Annotated in this window: 10 protein-coding genes; 4 read left to right on the forward strand and 6 right to left on the reverse strand. The window is 68.4% G+C overall.

Annotation, left to right across the window (positions count from 1 at the left end; genetic code table 11):
• The first annotated feature begins 54 nt into the window (after positions 1-54).
• From QM624_RS11515 to QM624_RS11525, 3 genes are all read left to right on the forward strand, one after another.
• Positions 55-1,965: an acyl-CoA dehydrogenase family protein gene (locus QM624_RS11515; RefSeq protein ID WP_415091904.1), complete on the forward strand. Its 1,911-nt coding sequence runs from the start codon at positions 55-57 to the stop codon at positions 1,963-1,965.
• Positions 1,966-2,021: 56 nt separating this feature from the next.
• Entirely contained in the window at positions 2,022-2,531 is a 510-nt protein-coding gene (locus QM624_RS11520) for a hypothetical protein (protein ID WP_415091906.1), read from the forward strand.
• 186 nt (positions 2,532-2,717) lie between these two features.
• A complete protein-coding gene (locus QM624_RS11525) occupies positions 2,718-5,111 on the forward strand; it encodes a glycoside hydrolase family 3 N-terminal domain-containing protein (protein ID WP_415091908.1) in 2,394 nt (797 codons plus the stop codon).
• A gap of 73 nt (positions 5,112-5,184) precedes the next feature.
• Here QM624_RS11525 and QM624_RS11530 read toward each other — a convergent pair whose 3' ends face one another.
• The 6 genes from QM624_RS11530 to QM624_RS11555 all read right to left on the reverse strand — a co-directional run bounded on the left by QM624_RS11530 (position 5,185) and on the right by QM624_RS11555 (position 12,529).
• Positions 5,185-6,324, reverse strand: a complete 1,140-nt coding sequence (locus tag QM624_RS11530; RefSeq protein ID WP_415091910.1) for an ImmA/IrrE family metallo-endopeptidase — start codon at positions 6,322-6,324, stop codon at positions 5,185-5,187.
• Positions 6,324-6,968 carry a hypothetical protein gene (locus QM624_RS11535; protein WP_415091912.1) on the reverse strand — a complete coding sequence of 215 codons (645 nt, stop codon included), beginning with the start codon at positions 6,966-6,968 and terminating at the stop codon, positions 6,324-6,326. The genes QM624_RS11530 and QM624_RS11535 overlap by 1 nt, the downstream gene beginning before the upstream one ends.
• A gap of 85 nt (positions 6,969-7,053) precedes the next feature.
• The gene (locus tag QM624_RS11540) at positions 7,054-8,208 is read right to left on the reverse strand and encodes an amidohydrolase family protein (RefSeq protein WP_415091914.1); all 1,155 of its coding nucleotides are present in this window, start codon (positions 8,206-8,208) and stop codon (positions 7,054-7,056) included.
• Positions 8,198-9,511, reverse strand: coding sequence for a glutamine synthetase family protein (locus QM624_RS11545; protein WP_415091916.1), 1,314 nt, complete (start codon positions 9,509-9,511; stop codon positions 8,198-8,200). The genes QM624_RS11540 and QM624_RS11545 overlap by 11 nt, the downstream gene beginning before the upstream one ends.
• On the reverse strand, positions 9,511-10,953 hold the full coding sequence (locus tag QM624_RS11550; RefSeq protein WP_415091918.1) for an APC family permease: 1,443 nt from the start codon (positions 10,951-10,953) through the stop codon (positions 9,511-9,513). Before QM624_RS11550 ends, QM624_RS11545 begins: the two co-directional genes overlap by 1 nt.
• A 220-nt stretch (positions 10,954-11,173) precedes the next feature.
• Entirely contained in the window at positions 11,174-12,529 is a 1,356-nt protein-coding gene (locus tag QM624_RS11555) for a DUF2786 domain-containing protein (protein WP_415091920.1), read from the reverse strand.
• Positions 12,530-12,610: 81 nt separating this feature from the next.
• Between QM624_RS11555 and QM624_RS11560 the strand changes: the two genes are divergently transcribed.
• Positions 12,611-16,557 (forward strand): DEAD/DEAH box helicase (locus QM624_RS11560; protein ID WP_415091922.1); only part of this gene is annotated, 3,947 nt, incomplete at its 3' end.

Raw genomic sequence — 16,557 nt, forward strand, 5'->3', positions numbered from 1 at the left:
CCACGAGGCTGCCACCCCCGGAGTACCGTCGATGTACAGCAGCAGGAGGTGTCTATGTCCCCCACTCAGAGCGGACCCACCGAGCGCGAGGCCCGCAAAGTCGCGGAGGCCGCCCGGGAATCCGAATGGATCAAGCCGAGCTTCGGCAAGGAACTCTTCCTCGGCAGGCTCCGGCTCGATCTGGTCGATCCGTGGCCGACCAACAGCCCTGAACAGGTCGCCGCCGGCGAGGCTTTCCTGGCGCGGCTGCGGGTCTTCATCGAAGGCGTCGACGGCGCTGCCATCGAGGCCGAGGGGTCGATCCCCGACGAGGTGTTCACCGGCCTGGCCGAGTTGGGCGCGTTCGGCATGAAGCTGCCCACCCGGTACGGCGGGTTGGGCCTGTCGCACCTGTACTACTGCAAGGCGCTCACCCTGGCCGGCTCGGCGCATTCCTCGCTCGGCACCCTGCTCAGCGCCCACCAGTCGATCGGCGTCCCGCAGCCGGTGAAGATGTTCGGCACCGAGGAGCAGAAGCAGCGTTTCCTGCCCCGGGTGGCCGGCGGCGAGGTGTCGGCCTTCCTGCTCACCGAGCCCGACGTGGGTTCGGATCCGGCCCGGCTGGGCTGCTCGGCCACCCCGGTCGAGGGCGGCTACCTGCTCAACGGTGTGAAGCTGTGGGCCACCAACGGCACCATCGCCAGCCTGCTGGTGGTGATGGCCCGGGTGCCCGCCGGTGAGGGACGCCGCGGCGGCATCACCGCGTTCGTCGTCGAGGCCGATTCGCCCGGCATCACCGTGGAGAGCCGCAACGCGTTCATGGGGCTGCGCGGCATCGAGAACTCGGTCACCCGGTTCCATGACGTCTTCGTTCCGGCCGAGAACGTGCTGGCCGGTGAGGGACGCGGCCTGAAGATCGCGCTGACCACGCTGAACACCGGACGGCTCTCGCTGCCGGCGCTGTGCGTGACCGCGGCGAAGTGGTGCCTGAACGTGGCCCGCGGCTGGTCCGCCGAGCGGGTGCAGTGGGGTCGTCCGGTCGGACGCCACGAGGCGCTGGCGACGAAGATCAGCCACATCGCGGCGACCGCCTACGCGCTGGAGGCGATGCTCGACCTGTCCTGCCTGCTGGCCGACGACGACGCCAACGACATCCGGATCGAGGCGGCGCTGCTCAAGCTGTACGCGTCCGAGCAGGCCTGGACGATCGCCGACGAACTGGTCCAGATCCGCGGCGGACGCGGCTTCGAGACCGCCGCCTCGCAGCGGGCCCGTGGCGAGCGCGGCATCGAGGCCGAGCAGGTGCTGCGCGACCTGCGGATCATGCGGATCTTCGAGGGCTCGACCGAGATCATGCATCTGCTGATCGCCCGCGAGGCGGTCGATGCCCACCTGGCCGTCGCCGGCGACATCATCGACCCGGAAGCGTCCCGCGAGGACAAGATCAAGGCGGTGGCGAAGGCGGGCGCCTTCTACGCCACCTGGCTGCCCACCCTGGTGGCCGGCAAGGGTGCAGTGCCGACCTCGTTCGCCGAGTTCGGTCCGCTGGCCTCCCAGGTGCGCTACCTGGAGCGCACCACCCGCAAGCTGGCCCGCTCGATCTTCTACGGCATGGGCCGTTGGCAAGGGGCGATGGAGCGCAAGCAGGCGTTCCTGGGGCGGGTGGTCGACATCGGCGCCGAGCTGTTCGCGATGACCGCCGCCTGCCTGCGGGCCAAGGCCGAACGGGCCGAACACCCCGAGGGCGTCGAGCTCGCCGACCTGTTCTGCCAGCAGGCCCGGGTGCGGATCGGCGCGCTGTTCACCGCCCTGTGGGAGAACACCGACGACGCCGACGACGCGGCCGCCAAGCAGGTGCTGGCGGGTCGATACGCCTTCCTCGAAAGTGGCATCGTGCTGCCGTCCGACGAGGGCCCCTGGGTCGCGGTCGTCGAACCCGGACCGTCGGAGAAGCCGGACCTGCGGCGGCACCTCCCGCGCCCTTAACCGCTGGTTGAGCTTGTCGAGACCCCGGCGTCCGAGGTCGCAGCTACCCTTGCGGCATGCCGCCGCTTCGTCTCGCCGCCATCGGTCTGGTCCTGGTTCTGGTCGAGATCCGTCTCGGCTCGCTGCTGTTGTCGCTCGACCTGATCGGCTGGGCGTTGGCGGCGATCGGCATGAACCAGCTCATCGACCTGAGCAAGTGGTTCGTCTGGGCCCGCAACCTGGCGATCACGGCGCTGGTGCTGGAGCTCGTCCAGTTCATCTCGCCGCTGGCCCTGATCAGCCTGCTGGCCGAGGTGGGGCTGCGGCTGGCGGTGCTCGGTTTCGTCTACTGCCTGTGCACCGCGTTGTTGCAGCGACTCGGCAAGCGCGACGGTGGCTATGCCGTCACCCTGCAGGTGCTGCGGGTGGCGATTCCGCTGGTCACCCTGCTCGGCGCGGCGTCCGTGGTGCTGTCACTGCCGGCCAGCGTTCCGGTGGGTTGGCTGTACCCGGCACAGTTGGTCGGCACCGTGGTGCTGGCCGGCGCGATGTGGCTGCTGGGGTCGCGTTACACGTTCAGCCGCTGACCGCGCCGCCCCGGGGCGGTGAGAGGTGTGCCGATTCGCAGGAAGAATCCTGTCGATTCCCCAGCGAAACCCACATCCGTGTGCGAGCATGACTCAATCGCTTGAGCAACGGAGCTCAAGCGATCCCCCGTTCCAGCCTCGGAGGCTCGGTCCGCACCCCCGTCCTGGACTGAACGAAGGAGTGTCATGCGACCCACCCCCATTCCGGCGGCGATCGCCGCCGGTGTGCTGGCCGGCACACTGCTGGTCCCGGCAGGGGCGGCCGAGGCCGCCGCCGTCCCACGACCCACCGAACAGACCGTCAGCGACGGCACCACGACCTTCACCGTCGTCACCAACCCGCGCGGCGGCGCCACCCTCAGCTACATCAAGGACGGCCCCGTCAAACTGCTGAAGGTGCGTACCGGTAAGGCGATCCTGGCCTTCAAGGACATGAACGCCAACGGCACGCTGGACGTCTGGGAGGACTGGCGCAAGTCGGTCGACGAGCGGGCGAAGTCCCTCGCCCAGGAGGTGACCATCGAGCAGATCGCGGGGCTGATGCTGTTCAGCTCACACGAGCGGAACCCGCAGGACGGCCTCACCGACGCGCAGCGGAAATACCTCAAGGAGGACCAGCTTCGCAATGTGCTGAACGCCGGCCCGAACGACGTCGAAGCCAACGTCACCTGGGTGAATGCGATGCAGGCGTTCGCCGAGGAACAGGCCGCAGCCGGGCTGCCCTTCATTCCGGTCAACTTCTCCTCCGACCCGCGCTCCACCGCGGCCCAGGACTCGGCCTACAACGCCGAGGGCGACGACATTTCGCGCTGGCCCTCGAACATCGGCCTGGCCGCCACGTTCTCGAAGAAGACCATGCTCGACTTCGCCAAGATCTCGTCGGCCGAGTATCGGGCGATGGGCATCACCACGGCCCTCGGCCCGCAGATCGACCTGGCCACCGAGCCGCGCTGGCTGCGCAACGACGGCACCTTCGGCGAGAACGTCGAGTTGGCCAAGACGATGGCGAAGGCGTATGTCGACGGGTCACAGAACACCTACGACAAGTACGGACGCTCGACCGGCTGGGGTGCCGACTCGATCAACACGATGATCAAGCACTGGCCGGGCGACGGCGCCGGCGAGGGTGGTCGCGAATCGCATCTGAACGCCGGCAAGTACGCCGTCTACCCGGGCGACAACTACGCCGAGCACACCAAACCGTTCCTGGCCGCCAAGAACGCCACCGCGGTGATGAGTTCCTACTCGATCGCGATCGCCGGCAACGGCAAGCCACTCACCGGCAACCGGGTCGGTTCGGCCTATGACAAGGTCAAGATCGACGGTCTGCGCAACGCCGGCTATGACGGCGTCATCTGCACCGACTGGGGCGTGACCACGGGTTACACCGATCCGAACTCGATCTTCGGCATGGCCTGGGGCATGGAGAAGGCATCCGTCGACCAGCGGCACTACGCGGTGCTGAAGGCCGGCGTCGACATGTACGGCGGCAACAACAAGAAGCTTCCGGTGCTGGCCGCGCACCAGATGTGGCAGGACGATTTCGAGGCCGGTAAGAACAGCATCGACGCCGACACCCGGTTCCGGCAGTCCGGTGAGCGCATTCTGCGCATGCTGATGTACCCGGGCCTTTTCGAGAACCCCTATCTCGACCTGGCCGCCTCGCAGAAGATCGTGGCGAGCGCCGACAAGGTGCAGGCCGGCATCGACGGACAGTTCGACTCGGTGGTCATGCTGAAGAACGCCCACCGGACGATCCGGCAGGCATCGCTGCGGCAGTTCAAGAACAAGACGGTCTACATTCCGAGTTCGATCGGGCACGGTTTCCCGAGCGTCTTCTCGCAGGCGACCGTCGACCGGGTCGGGCCGACACTCGACGCCGACCTGGCCAAGAACTATTTCAAGAAGGTGCTCACCGATACTCCGGTGAAGGATTCCAAGGGCAACGTGGTCGACTACGTGATGCCCGACCTGAAAAATGTCGATCTGGTGCTGCACGCGATGCGCAGCCCGGACAACGGTGACAACTTCACCGGTGCCGGACGCAACCCCGACAACACCTATTACCCGTTGTCGCTGCAGTGGAAGCCGTACACCGCGACCGGTCCGAACGTGCGCAAGAAGTCGATCGCCGGCGACATCCTGGACGACGGCAGCCAGGAGAACCGGTCCTACTTCGGCGCCACCTCCAAGATCGGCAACGAATACGACCTGAAAGCGCTCAACCGCACCGTGAAGGCCGTGAAGCAGGTCGAACGCCGCACCGGGAAGAACATTCCGGTCATCGTCTCGGTCAAGGCCAAGAGCAGCTTCATCCCGAAGGAATTCGAGAAGAAGGTGGACGCGATCCTGGTCGGCTACTCGATCAACGACCGGGTGTTCATCGAGACCGCGCTCGGCCAGCACAACCCGCAGGGACGGCTGCCGCTGACCAGCCCGAAGAACATGAACGCGGTGGAGAAGCAGAAGGAGGACGTCGGCGAAGACATGAAGCCCTACGTCGACTCCGCCGGACACGTCTACAAGTTCGGCTACGGCCTGAACTGGTACGGCGTGATCGGCAAGAAGCACCGACGCTGATCTCCGCGCTGACGACGCTTGTCGAGATCATCGGCCCCCGGGTCTTCATCCGGGGGCCGATGCGTGCCGGCGGTCAGCCTTGCCGGCTGACGCGCTGGGGCTGGACACGGGCGCGACGCTCGCTGAGCGAGATCACTGGCGCCGATGTGGCGGCGTCGTCACGCCGGTGAAGCCAGTGCGCCACCAATGCCGGGTCCGTGCCCACGGCGGTGGCGATGTCGCGGGCCGATCGATCACCGAACACCCGGGTCACTGCTTGTTCGAAGAGCATCGATTGCTCCGCAGGAATTTTGACCGGCTCATCGGTCCGCCACCCCTGGGAGGACATCTGGATCTGCAGGCTTCGAGCGCGAGCCGCACTGATCAAACCGAGATCGCGAGCACGCATCACGATCGCCGCCACGCTCATCCCGTACTCGGCCTTGATTCGCAGATAGCCATGCAACGTCAACGATTCCGACACCTGCCGCTCGATGACAACGTCGGGAAGGAGCAGAGCTGCAGCAAACACATACGCCCTCTTCTCCTCAGGGGATCGAGTGCCGGCGATTTGCCGCAACCTGGCCCGGTCCAGAATCAGATGTCCGAGTTCGTGAGCCACCGACATTCGTTGGACCGCGCCCGGACACGTTGCGACCACGGCAACAAGTGGACGTCCCCGGGCGTCAGCCGGCCGACTGAGCGACACATGATCGCCAGTCGGCGACCGATGTGGATCGAGACCGACCAGGACCCCGACTCCCGCGCGCTCAAGCGCCCTGACGACATTGGGAATAGCTGCATTGCGCTCAATCCCGAGGCGAGAGCGCACCTCCTCAGCACACTGGGCGGGGTCGTTGCTCAAGTCTTCGGCGTCCGGCAGATCGGCCGCTCGATACCCCGATCGCTCCGAAACCAACGCGAACAGGCGTGCAGCCTCCTTGAAGGTCTGCACAACACGGGCCTCAACCCTGACCCCCGCCGATGCCTTCTTCCGGAAGGTGACCGGCGCCGCTTCAGTCGAGCCCGGCTCGACCGAGAAGAAGGAACGGGGCAGATCGAATCGTTGGCCCGCCGCCAGTGCCAGATCCTCGCCGAAGACCCGTTCCGACCGCTCAACCAGGGACAAGAACGGCTGACTGACGCCCAGTTCGGCGGCCAAGGCACCTTGGGACAAACCGTGGAGATTTCGAAGCGCGGTCAGGCGCTCGCCGAGCAGCGGCGCCTCGTCCATCATGAGCCTCCCTGATCCTCAACCTCATCCACATCCACGAGAAAGAAGTTCTCTGGATCGTCCCCGCCACGGAACTGTAGGCGGCTGTGCAGCTCTCCGCCCGGCTTGATGTCGATGCTGAGATCGCACGGAACCGCTTGTCCGTAGACTCCCGGCGCGAGCGTATGCACGACTCTCAACGTGTAGCCATCGTCGATCGTGTGCGAGTTCCGAAGATCCCACAACAGCAGCAGAGACGCGGTCGCCGGCGGTGACTTCACGACATCGGTGAAGACCGGCAGCGGCTCCTGCCAAGCCAGCCGACGCGCTGCGTTGTAGCCGGCTGTGGGGATACCACCGGGATACCCGTGTCGGCGTTCCTTCAGTACCCGAAGACAGAGGCCAGAGTCGTTGTCCTCCAACAGGAGCTGACCCATCTTGCTCTGGTCACCACCGATCAGCCATCCCGGCAGACCTGAGTTCATCAGGTACCGCCGAAGCTCGGCTCGCATCGTGAGCGACCTCAAGTGCAGTGCACCGTCTCGTACCAGGTCACCCACTCGCCGCTCGGCCTCCCCGAGCGCAAACGCGATGCCTTCATCGAGCCGAGCCCCGATCAGACTCATCCGTGCTTGGATCAGCGACACCATGTCATCTGCGGTCATGTCATAACTCCCTGGCGATTGAGAGTAATGATATTACTGTAATTGCAACATGGTCCATCTGTCCGGGCGGCTGTGTCACTCTCCGCTAACCCAGTTGGTACACCCGCCGGGCGTTGCCGTTGCCGATCATCTCGCCGATCCGGACGGCGTCCGCAACTGAGGCGTGACCACCGTCGACCCACTCGGCCAGGGTCTCGGCGAGACCCTGGCGGAACAGCTGCGCACCGACGTAGTACAGTTCGGGCAGTCCGAAGGTGTCGGTGGAGAACAGCGCCTTGTGGAACGGGGTGAGCTCCAGCGATTCGGCGATCACCGCCGCCGAGCGGGCCCCGGTGTAGTTGATCGCCAGCCCGACGTCGCAGTACACGTGCGGGTACACCTGGGCGAGGTAGCCGGCCTCACGGTGGTACGGGTAGCAGTGCAGCAGCATCACCGAGGTGCCGGACTCGCGGGTCGCCTTCAACCAGGCAGTCATCAGCAACGGGTTGCAGCGGACCAGGTCGACGTCGGCGTCCCCGTAGCCGACATGGAACTGCAGCGGCAGTGCAAGGTCGACGCCGCACCAGATGCCGAACCGCAACAGCACCGGGTCGGTGAGCCGGACGACGCCGGTGCGTTCGATCTCGTCCAGCCATGCGGCGGCCCGTTCGGCCACCTTCGCCTCGCTGGGACGTCCGGGCGCGAAATCAAGGCCGTACCGGTAGGCGACGATGCTCTTCAGCCCCACCGCGTCAGCGGTCGCCGAGGCCAGCGCGGCCCGGTACGCCTCCGGGTACGCGGCCCCGGAACCGACCGCCGCCGCGACCTGCTCGGCGACCGCCTCGAGCCGGACGATCTCGTGCGTCTCGGCGCCACTGACCTTGGCCATTCCGGGGACGTCGAGGATGTCATCACCGCGGTAGCCGGTGTCCAGCAGCAGGGTGTGCAGGCGGGCGAAACCCAGCAGTCGCCGGTTGACCTCGCTCGCCCCCAGCTCGGCACGCCGCGCCAGGTAGTCCTCGGGACTGCGGTCGGGTGACAGGTCGAGCACCGGCGCGCACCGGCGACGGATCCCCAACCCCACCTGGGAGTCCCAGCCCGAGGTGCCTGCCGGGGCGGGCCACGGCGACTCGGTCATCAGGTCTTCGAAGACGGCGGCGGTGGGGTTGCCGGTGATCACCCCGTGGCAGTGGTGGTCGATCAGTTCGACCGCGTCGACCAGGTCTCGACAGGCTCGACCAGCGGAGGTCTCAGTAGACATCGCGGTAGTCGGCGCAGATGTCGGCCTCGGAGCGTCCCTTGGCCCGGGCGATCTCCTCGCGCTTGATGGCCAGGAAGGTGTCCAGCATCTCGGTGTCGAACCAGCCGGCGACCACCTCATCGGCCAGTAGCGCGTCCAGTGCCTCGGTCAGCGACGCCGGCAACGTCCGGACGCCGGCCTCCTCACGCTGCTCCGGGGTGAGGGAATCCACCTCGACGTCGAGCACCCGCGGTGCCGGCAGCTTGTTCCGGATGCCTTCCAGGCCGGCCCGGACGATGCAGCCGAGGTAGAGCCACGGGTTGCTGGTGGCGTCGCCGGCGCGGTACTCGAGGTTGTATTGCGCGGCACGGTTCTTGCCGTCGACCTCGACCAGCGGGCAGATCCGCAGCATCGCCTCACGGTTCTGCTCGCCGAGGAAGGCGTGCCCGGCCGACCAGCGATGCGGGGTGAGCCGCTGGTACGACACCACGCTGGACGCGGTCAGCGCGGTGATCGCCCGGCAGTGCCGCAGGATGCCGGCGGCGAACTGGCCGGCGACCTCGGACATCCGTCCCGGCCGGGACGCGTCGAAGGTGGCCGGCACACCGTCGCCGGTGCGCAGCGACACGTGCAGGTGGACGCCGTTGCCGGAGCCGTCCGGGTCGAGCAGCGGCGAGAAGGAGGCCTGCTTGCCGTGCAGTTTCGAGTAGTGCCTGACCAGGTCGCGCAGCAGCACCGCCCGGTCGGCGATCTCGACGTCGAGAGCCGGTGGGATGACCACCTCCCACTGGTTCGCCCCGTACTCGGGCAGCCAGTTCTCCGGTTCGATGCCGGCCTTGGTCAGTGCCGCCACCAGCCCCGAACCCCACGGCTCGCCGCCGAGCAGCGCGTCCAGCGAGAACGGTGCCGGCGGCGCGTCGTCGGTGACCAGCATGAACTCGTGCTCGAAGGCGCCGTAGATGTGCAGTCCGGTCTCAGCGGCCAGGTCGGCCAGCGCGGTGCGCAGGAAGGTGCGCGGACAAGCCGCCCAGGGCGTCAGGTCAATGTTCACAGTGTCACCCAGCATCACGGTGACCGGCCGGCCGTCCGGCCCGGGCGGGAACTGGGTGCGGGTCGCCGGGTCGGGGATCAACCGCAGATCACCGGTGGAGCCGAACACCTCGCCGTCGGCGACGATGTGCCCGAACGGCCCGATGCCCAGGTTGGCCGGCACCCAGCCGCAGCCGGTGTCCAGGGAGTCCTCGAGCCGGGCCAGCGGCATCGCGCGTCCGCGGGTGATGCCCACCAGGTCGTTGGTTCCGACGAAACCGAGTTCGCTGGTCATCAGGACTCCTTACCGGCCGTCGTCGCGGCCTCGTCGGGTTCACCGAGCTCTTCGGTGAGGTGGGCGCCCACGCGCTGGGCGATGGAGGGTGCCAGGAAGATCACCAGCAGACCGATCACACACCAGGCGCCGGCGATCCATGGGAAGAGGGTGTAGGGAAACTCGGTGCCCAGCTGCTGGCTGTACACGTACAGCAGGTAGCCGATGCCGAGCACCGGGATCACGATCTCCCACTTCGGAATGGTGTTGTTGCCCTTGAGGGTGAAGTAGATGACACCCGCCGAAGCCACCGAATAGGCGACCAGCATGCACAACACGGCGATCGTCGCGTACCAGTAGTAGGCGTCGAAGGCACCGACGCCGGCGAATCCGAGCCCGGCGCACAGCGCGAACGACAACACCACGACGCAGGTCACCGCATTGCCCGGCACCCCGTGCTTGCTCAGCACGCCGAGCTGCTTGGGCCCGAACCCGTCCCGGGCGAGGGCGAACAGCAGCCGTCCGGCCGCCGCGGTGGAGCCGATGGTGGAGGCCAGCGCCACCGCCAACGCACAGAACGCCAGGACCACCGCGAACCACTCACCGACGTAGGCCGCGGCCAGGTCGGTGATGCTCGAGGTCGATCCGGCGAACGCCTCGATGCCGGCCGCGTCGGTGCCGAAGCCGACGGACTGGGCGAACATCATCAGCACGTACAGCAAGCCGCCCAGGATGACGGCGCCGGCGATCGCCCGCGGAATGTTGCGGCGCGGGTTCTCGGTCTCTTCGCCCAGCGACGAGCAGGACTCGAAGCCCGCCCAGGAGAGGAAGGCGAACACCGAGGCCGCCATCAAGGTGCCGAACGGCACGTCGCCGGGGGTGAAGGTGCTGACCACATCGATCGTCTGACCGTTCGGTGCGCTGCCGGCCGCGGCCCGGCCGAAGATCACCGCGGCCAGCACCAGCATCGCGGCGATGCCGATGCCGCCGATCAGCAGCAGCACATTGGCGGTGACCGTCGACTCGCGGAGGTTCAGCGCCAGCACCAGGACGGCGGCGAGCAGCGCCACGATCAGCCAGTTCGGCGCTGCGGTGACGCCCAGCTGTTGCAGGAACGCTTCGAAGAACACACCGCAGGAGGCCATCGTGCAGGCCGCGAAGAACACGTAGGTGCCGAGCAGTGACCAGCCGCCGAAGAAGCCGGCGCGCGGGCCGACGGTGATGCCGACCAGGCCGTAGATCGAGCCGGCGTGGTTGAAGTACGAGGTGAGCCGGACGAAGCCGTAGGCGACGGCGCCGACACCGGCGAACGCGATGACGAACACCAGCGGAACGCTGGCGCCCACCATGCCGGCCACCCCGATGCCGTTGAGCGACATCGCCAGCACCGGCGCCATGAAGCCGACCGAGATGGCGATCGCCTGCCAGAGCCTGAGCTTTCCGGTGGTGGCGGTATCAGACATGGCTCCTGCTTCCTTGGCGGGTTCTCAGGCAAACGTGCTGGCTGCAGGCTCTCGGCGTCAAGCACCCCCGTCCGTGGCTGAGAACTTGTCATGGGCGGTTAACAACCGGCGATCAGCACAGTTGTGGCGCTGCCGGCGGCTCGGGCTAACGCGCCACGACGGGCTCGGACACCCCTGGGAGATGCCGTGGGCCGCGCATCGCACCGATTCGAATGAGTCCCTACTCGGCCATCAGGTCGCCCGAGGTGAAGGCTGCCGCGTCACCGGCCATCCGGCCGCTCTCGTAGCCGGCGGGGTCGTAGCCGCCGCGAACCCGTTCGGACGTGGTGCGGGTGAAGCGGTCGGCCATGAACTCGTCGATGCGGGCGTCCCGCGAACGCAGCACGGGCAGGAAACCCTGTGTGTCGGTGCCGGCGTAGGCAAGCCTGCGGACCTCCTCCAACCGCTCCCCGATCCGGCCGGTGAATCCGAGCAGAAAGGCGGAGCGGAACGCCTGGGACCGGGTGCGCGCCCCCGCCGGAGCCGTCGCACTCGCCTCAGCCAACGCACGTTGGGCCTGCACCAGCAGCGAGGTGAACAGCAGCTCGACCGCCTCCAGATCGTCGCTGTAGCCGATCACATGGGACAGTGCCAGCTCGGCGAGGAAGAGGGCTCGACAGCGGGTGTTCTCGGCGATCGTCTGCAGCAACAGCGCCTTGGCGTCAGCGTAGGGCGGGTCGAGTGGAATCCGAATCATGCCCGGAGAGTTCTCGGCTGCGCCGGCCTCATCGACCATCGCTTGCTCGATGGCGTGTTTGGTCATCAATTGCTGGGCTTTCGCGGTGAACGCCATCGCCTCGGACTCGTGCTCGGTCGACTCGGCCTTCGCCAGCAGCGCACGGACACGCTCGAGGATCGGATCGGCGCTCGCGGCGGAGGCGGACCGGCCGACCAACGGACGTCGGACGCGAACGCCGGGCGGCGGAGCCAGAAGCTGTTCCAGGTCGGGAAGCCGGCCCAGGACCGCCGCGAGCCTGAGGACGCTCACCAGAGCATCGTCGGGCACCCGCCTGGCCCAGGTCATCGCCCAGCCATGGCCCGGCAGCTGCCGGGGCAAACCTGCAGCGGTCCACTGCCGGATCCACTGCGGATCGTCCAGCGTCGCGCCCTGTCGCGAGGCTCGCTCGGCGGCGACAGCGAAGCGGACCAGGTCAGCACCGGCGGCCTTTGCCCGCGTCCGCGCGATGCGGATCAGCTCTGTTGGTTGCCAGCCGCTGCCGTACAGCTCGCGCACCCAGCCCACCAGGACCGGTTCCGCGTCGGCATAGAACCTGGCCGGTTCGACGGACCGCGCCTCGGTCAGGATCGGCATCATCGGCCTGCCGGCGCGGGCGTCCGCCAAGATCTCGGTCGTGCCCCTTGGACGCGGATCCGGTTGTCGGGGCCGATGGAAGGCACTGTCGAAGAACCTGCCGGCCTCTGCCGTGAACGGGCTGGCCGGCCCATTGGGCCGTGGCGGCTGCTGCTTCTCACGCGCCCGCTGCCGGGCCCGTTCCTTGGCTCGGGTGGCCCTCTTGGTCTGACTTCCGCGACTCATGACGCAGATCGTAAGAAGTGCCTCCGACAGAATCTGCGGGCGAGAGTTTGTGTCAGTGCGGCGTGGCATTGTGGTCGCGTCATGGCAGACGACGTTCTCGACCGGTTCTCCCCGGCCACCGCGAGCTGGTTCCGGGGCAGCTTCTCCGCGCCCACCGCGGCCCAGGCCGGGGCCTGGGAATCGATCAGTTCCGGTCAGCACACCCTGGTGGTCGCGCCCACCGGATCGGGCAAGACGCTGTCGGCGTTCCTTTGGGCGCTCGATCGGCTGGCCACCGAACCGCCCCCTGAGAAACTGAAACGCTGCCGCGTGCTGTATGTGTCACCGCTGAAGGCGTTGGCCGTCGACGTGGAACGCAACCTGCGCTCGCCGCTGGTCGGGATCGGTCACGAAGCCGTCCGGATGGGTGTGGAACCACCGGCGATCACGGTCGCGGTGCGCTCCGGTGATACTCCCGCCGACCAGCGCCGCAACTTCGCGCGCGAGCCGTCCGACATTCTGATCACCACCCCGGAGTCGCTGTTCCTGCTGCTCACCTCGGCCGCCCGGGAGACCCTGACCAATGTCCAGACGGTGATCGTCGACGAGATCCACGCCCTGGCCGGCGGCAAACGCGGCGCTCATCTGGCGCTGTCCCTGGAGCGCCTGGACGCCTTGCTGGAGCATCCCGCGCAGCGGATCGGGCTGTCGGCGACGGTGCGTCCGATCGAGGAGGTGGGGCGGTTCCTGGCCGGTGGGCGTCCGGTCAGCATCGTCAACCCACCCAGTGAGAAGTCATGGGAGCTGTCGGTCGTCGTTCCGGTGCCCGACCTGGGCGCGCTCGGCGAGGTCACCGACGACCTCTCCGGCCCGGCGGCGGGCGATCCGCGGCGCACCTCGATCTGGCCGCACGTCGAAGAGAAGATCGTCGACCTGATCGCCGCGCATCGTTCCACGCTGGTGTTCGCCAACTCGCGCCGGCTGGCCGAGCGGCTGACCGCCCGGTTGAACGAGATCTGGGCCGAGCGATCCTCGCTGGGTCTCGACAAGCTCGACCACCGGACTCGGGCGCCGGCGGAGATCATGGCCCAATCGGGCCAATCCCAGGGTGCTCCGCCGCTGCTGGCCCGCGCCCACCACGGCTCGGTCAGCAAGGAGCAGCGCGCCCAGACCGAGGACGACCTCAAGGCCGGACGGCTGCCCGCCGTGGTGGCCACCTCATCCCTGGAACTCGGCATCGACATGGGCGCGGTCGATCTGGTGGTGCAGGTGGAGGCGCCGCCGTCGGTGGCGTCCGGGCTGCAACGGGTCGGCCGGGCCGGCCACCAGGTGGGCGCGGTCTCCCGCGGCGTGCTGTTCCCGAAGTTCCGCGGCGATCTGGTGCAGACCGCAGTGATCACCGAACGGATGCGGGCCGGCGCGATTGAAGAGTTGCGGGTGCCGTCCAATCCGCTGGACGTGCTGGCCCAGCAGATCGTCGCGATCTGTGCGCTCGATTCGATCACGGTGCCCGAACTGGAGGCTTTGGTGCGTCGCGCGGCACCGTTCGGCGGGCTGACCCGTCCGGTGCTCGAATCGGTGCTCGACATGCTGGCCGGGCGCTACCCGTCCGAGGCGTTCGCCGAACTGCGGCCCCGGCTGGTCTGGGACCGCACCACCGACACCCTGACCGGACGCCGCGGCGCGCAACGACTGGCGGTCACCTCGGGCGGCACCATTCCCGATCGCGGCATGTTCGGCGTCTTCGTGCTCGGTGAAGGGGTCGGACGCCGGGTCGGCGAGCTCGACGAAGAGATGGTCTACGAGTCACGCGTCGGCGACGTGATCACCCTGGGCACCTCCACCTGGCGGATCGAGGACATCACCCACGACCAGGTGCTGGTCAGCCCCGCGCCCGGCGAGCCCGGACGACTGCCGTTCTGGAAGGGCGACACGCTGGGCCGGCCCGCTGAACTGGGCAAGGCGCTGGGTGCGTTCGTCCGCGAACTCGGCGGCCTCTCCCCCGAGGCGGCTCGGCAGCGAGCCACGGCGGCCGGCCTGGACGCCTGGGCGGCCGACAACCTGATCGGCTATCTGACCGAGCAGCGCGAGGCGATCCCGCAGCTGCCCAGCGACACCACGATCGTGGTGGAGCGATTCCGGGACGAACTCGGCGATTGGCGGGTGGTGATCCACTCACCGTTCGGTGCCGGGGTGCATGCGCCGTGGGCGCTGGCGATCGCGGCCCGGCTGCGGGAATCGCACGGCGTCGACGTCCAGGCCATGCACGGCGACGACGGCATCGTGCTGCGGCTGCCGGACACGGGTTGGGCCGAGGAGGGCACCCCCGTGCCCGACCTGGTGGACGCGATCGTGCTCGACCCCGACGAGGTCTCCGGCCTGGTCACCGAACAGATCGGTTCGTCGGCGTTGTTCGCCAGCCGATTCCGCGAGTGTGCAGGCCGGGCGCTGCTGCTGCCGCGGCGCCGTCCGGACAAGCGTCAGGCCTTGTGGCAGCAACGTCAGCGGGCCTCCCAGCTGCTTGAGGTGGCCGCTCAGTACCCGAGTTTCCCGATCGTGCTCGAGGCGGTACGGGAATGCGTCCAGGACGTCTTCGACGTGCCGGCGCTGGTCGAGTTGATGCGGGCGATCGCCGCCCGGCAGGTGCGCACCGTCGAGGTCACCACCCCGCGGCCGTCGCCGTTCGCCGGTTCGTTGCTGTTCGGCTACGTCGCGCAGTTCCTCTACGAGGGGGATTCGCCGCTGGCCGAGAAGCGGGCGGCGGCGCTCACCCTCGACCCGGCGCTGCTTGCCGACCTGTTGGGCACCTCCGACGGCCTGGCCCTGGCCGACCTGCTCGACCCCGAATCGCTGACCCGGACCGAGTCCGAACTGCAGCATCTGGTCGAGACCCGCCGGGCCCGCGATCTGGAGGACCTGGCCGATCTGATCCGGATTCTCGGTCCGCTCGACCTGCCCGCGCTGCGTGCCCGCAGCACCGAACCCGAGCGGGTGCCCGAGTGGCTGATCACGCTGACCGAGCAACGCCGGGTGATCGAGGTGCGCATCGGCGGCGGGACCCGGTGGGCCGCCGTGGAAGATGCCGGACGGCTGATCGACGCGCTGGGCGTCAGCGTGCCGGTGGGGGTGCCCGAAGTGCATCGCGCGCCGGTGCCGGATCCGTTGGGTGATCTTGTGTTGCGCTGGGCCCGCGGGCATGCCCCGTTCCTGGCCGCCGACGTGGCCGCCTGGCTCGGTCTCGGACCGGTCGTGGTGCACGGCGTGCTGCGCCGGCTGGTCGCCGACGGCCGCCTGGTCGAGGGCGACCTGCGACCGCCGGGCTGGCTGCCCCCGTCGGCCGAGCCTCCGTTGGTCGAGCTTGTCGAGACCCCGCGAGGTGGAGGCGGTCTCAGCTACTGCGACCCCGGGGTGCTCCGGGTGCTCAGGCGCCGCTCCCTGGCCGCACTGCGTAACGCCGTCGAGCCCGTCCCGCCCCGACAGTTCGCCCGCTTCCTCGGTCAATGGCAGGGTCTCCGGACGCCGCTGGCCGGCACCGCGGGCGTCCTGTCCGCGATCGAGCAGTTGGCCGGCTACCCGGTGCCGGCGAGTTCGTTGGAGTCGTTGGTGCTGCCCGCCCGGGTGCGTGACTACCGTCCGGCGATGCTCGACGAACTGCTCGCCGCCGGTGAGGTGGTCTGGCAAGGGGCAGGTGCCCTGGCCGGAACGGACGGCTGGGTCAGCCTGCACCCGGCCGAGATGGCGCCGCTGACCCTGCATTCCCCTGGCGAGGTTCCCAGCGAGATGGCCGGACGCGTCCTGGAGGCGTTGGCCGGTGGCGGCAGCTATCTGTTCCGCACGCTCAGTGAACGCATTGGGGCCACCGACGCCGAACTCAGCGAGGCACTGTGGCAGTTGGTTTGGGCGGGCCATCTCAGCAACGACACCCTGGCACCGTTGCGGGCGCTGTTGAGCGGTGGCCGGGCCAGCCTGAAGTCCCGCCCGACGCCCGCGCGGGGCCGGTTCGGACGCCGTCCGCTGCCCCGCGGGCCACTGCCTCGGGCGTCCGGCCC

Origin of the sequence: Micropruina sp. (genome assembly GCF_047606365.1) — a bacterium.
GTDB lineage: Bacteria > Actinomycetota > Actinomycetes > Propionibacteriales > Propionibacteriaceae > Micropruina.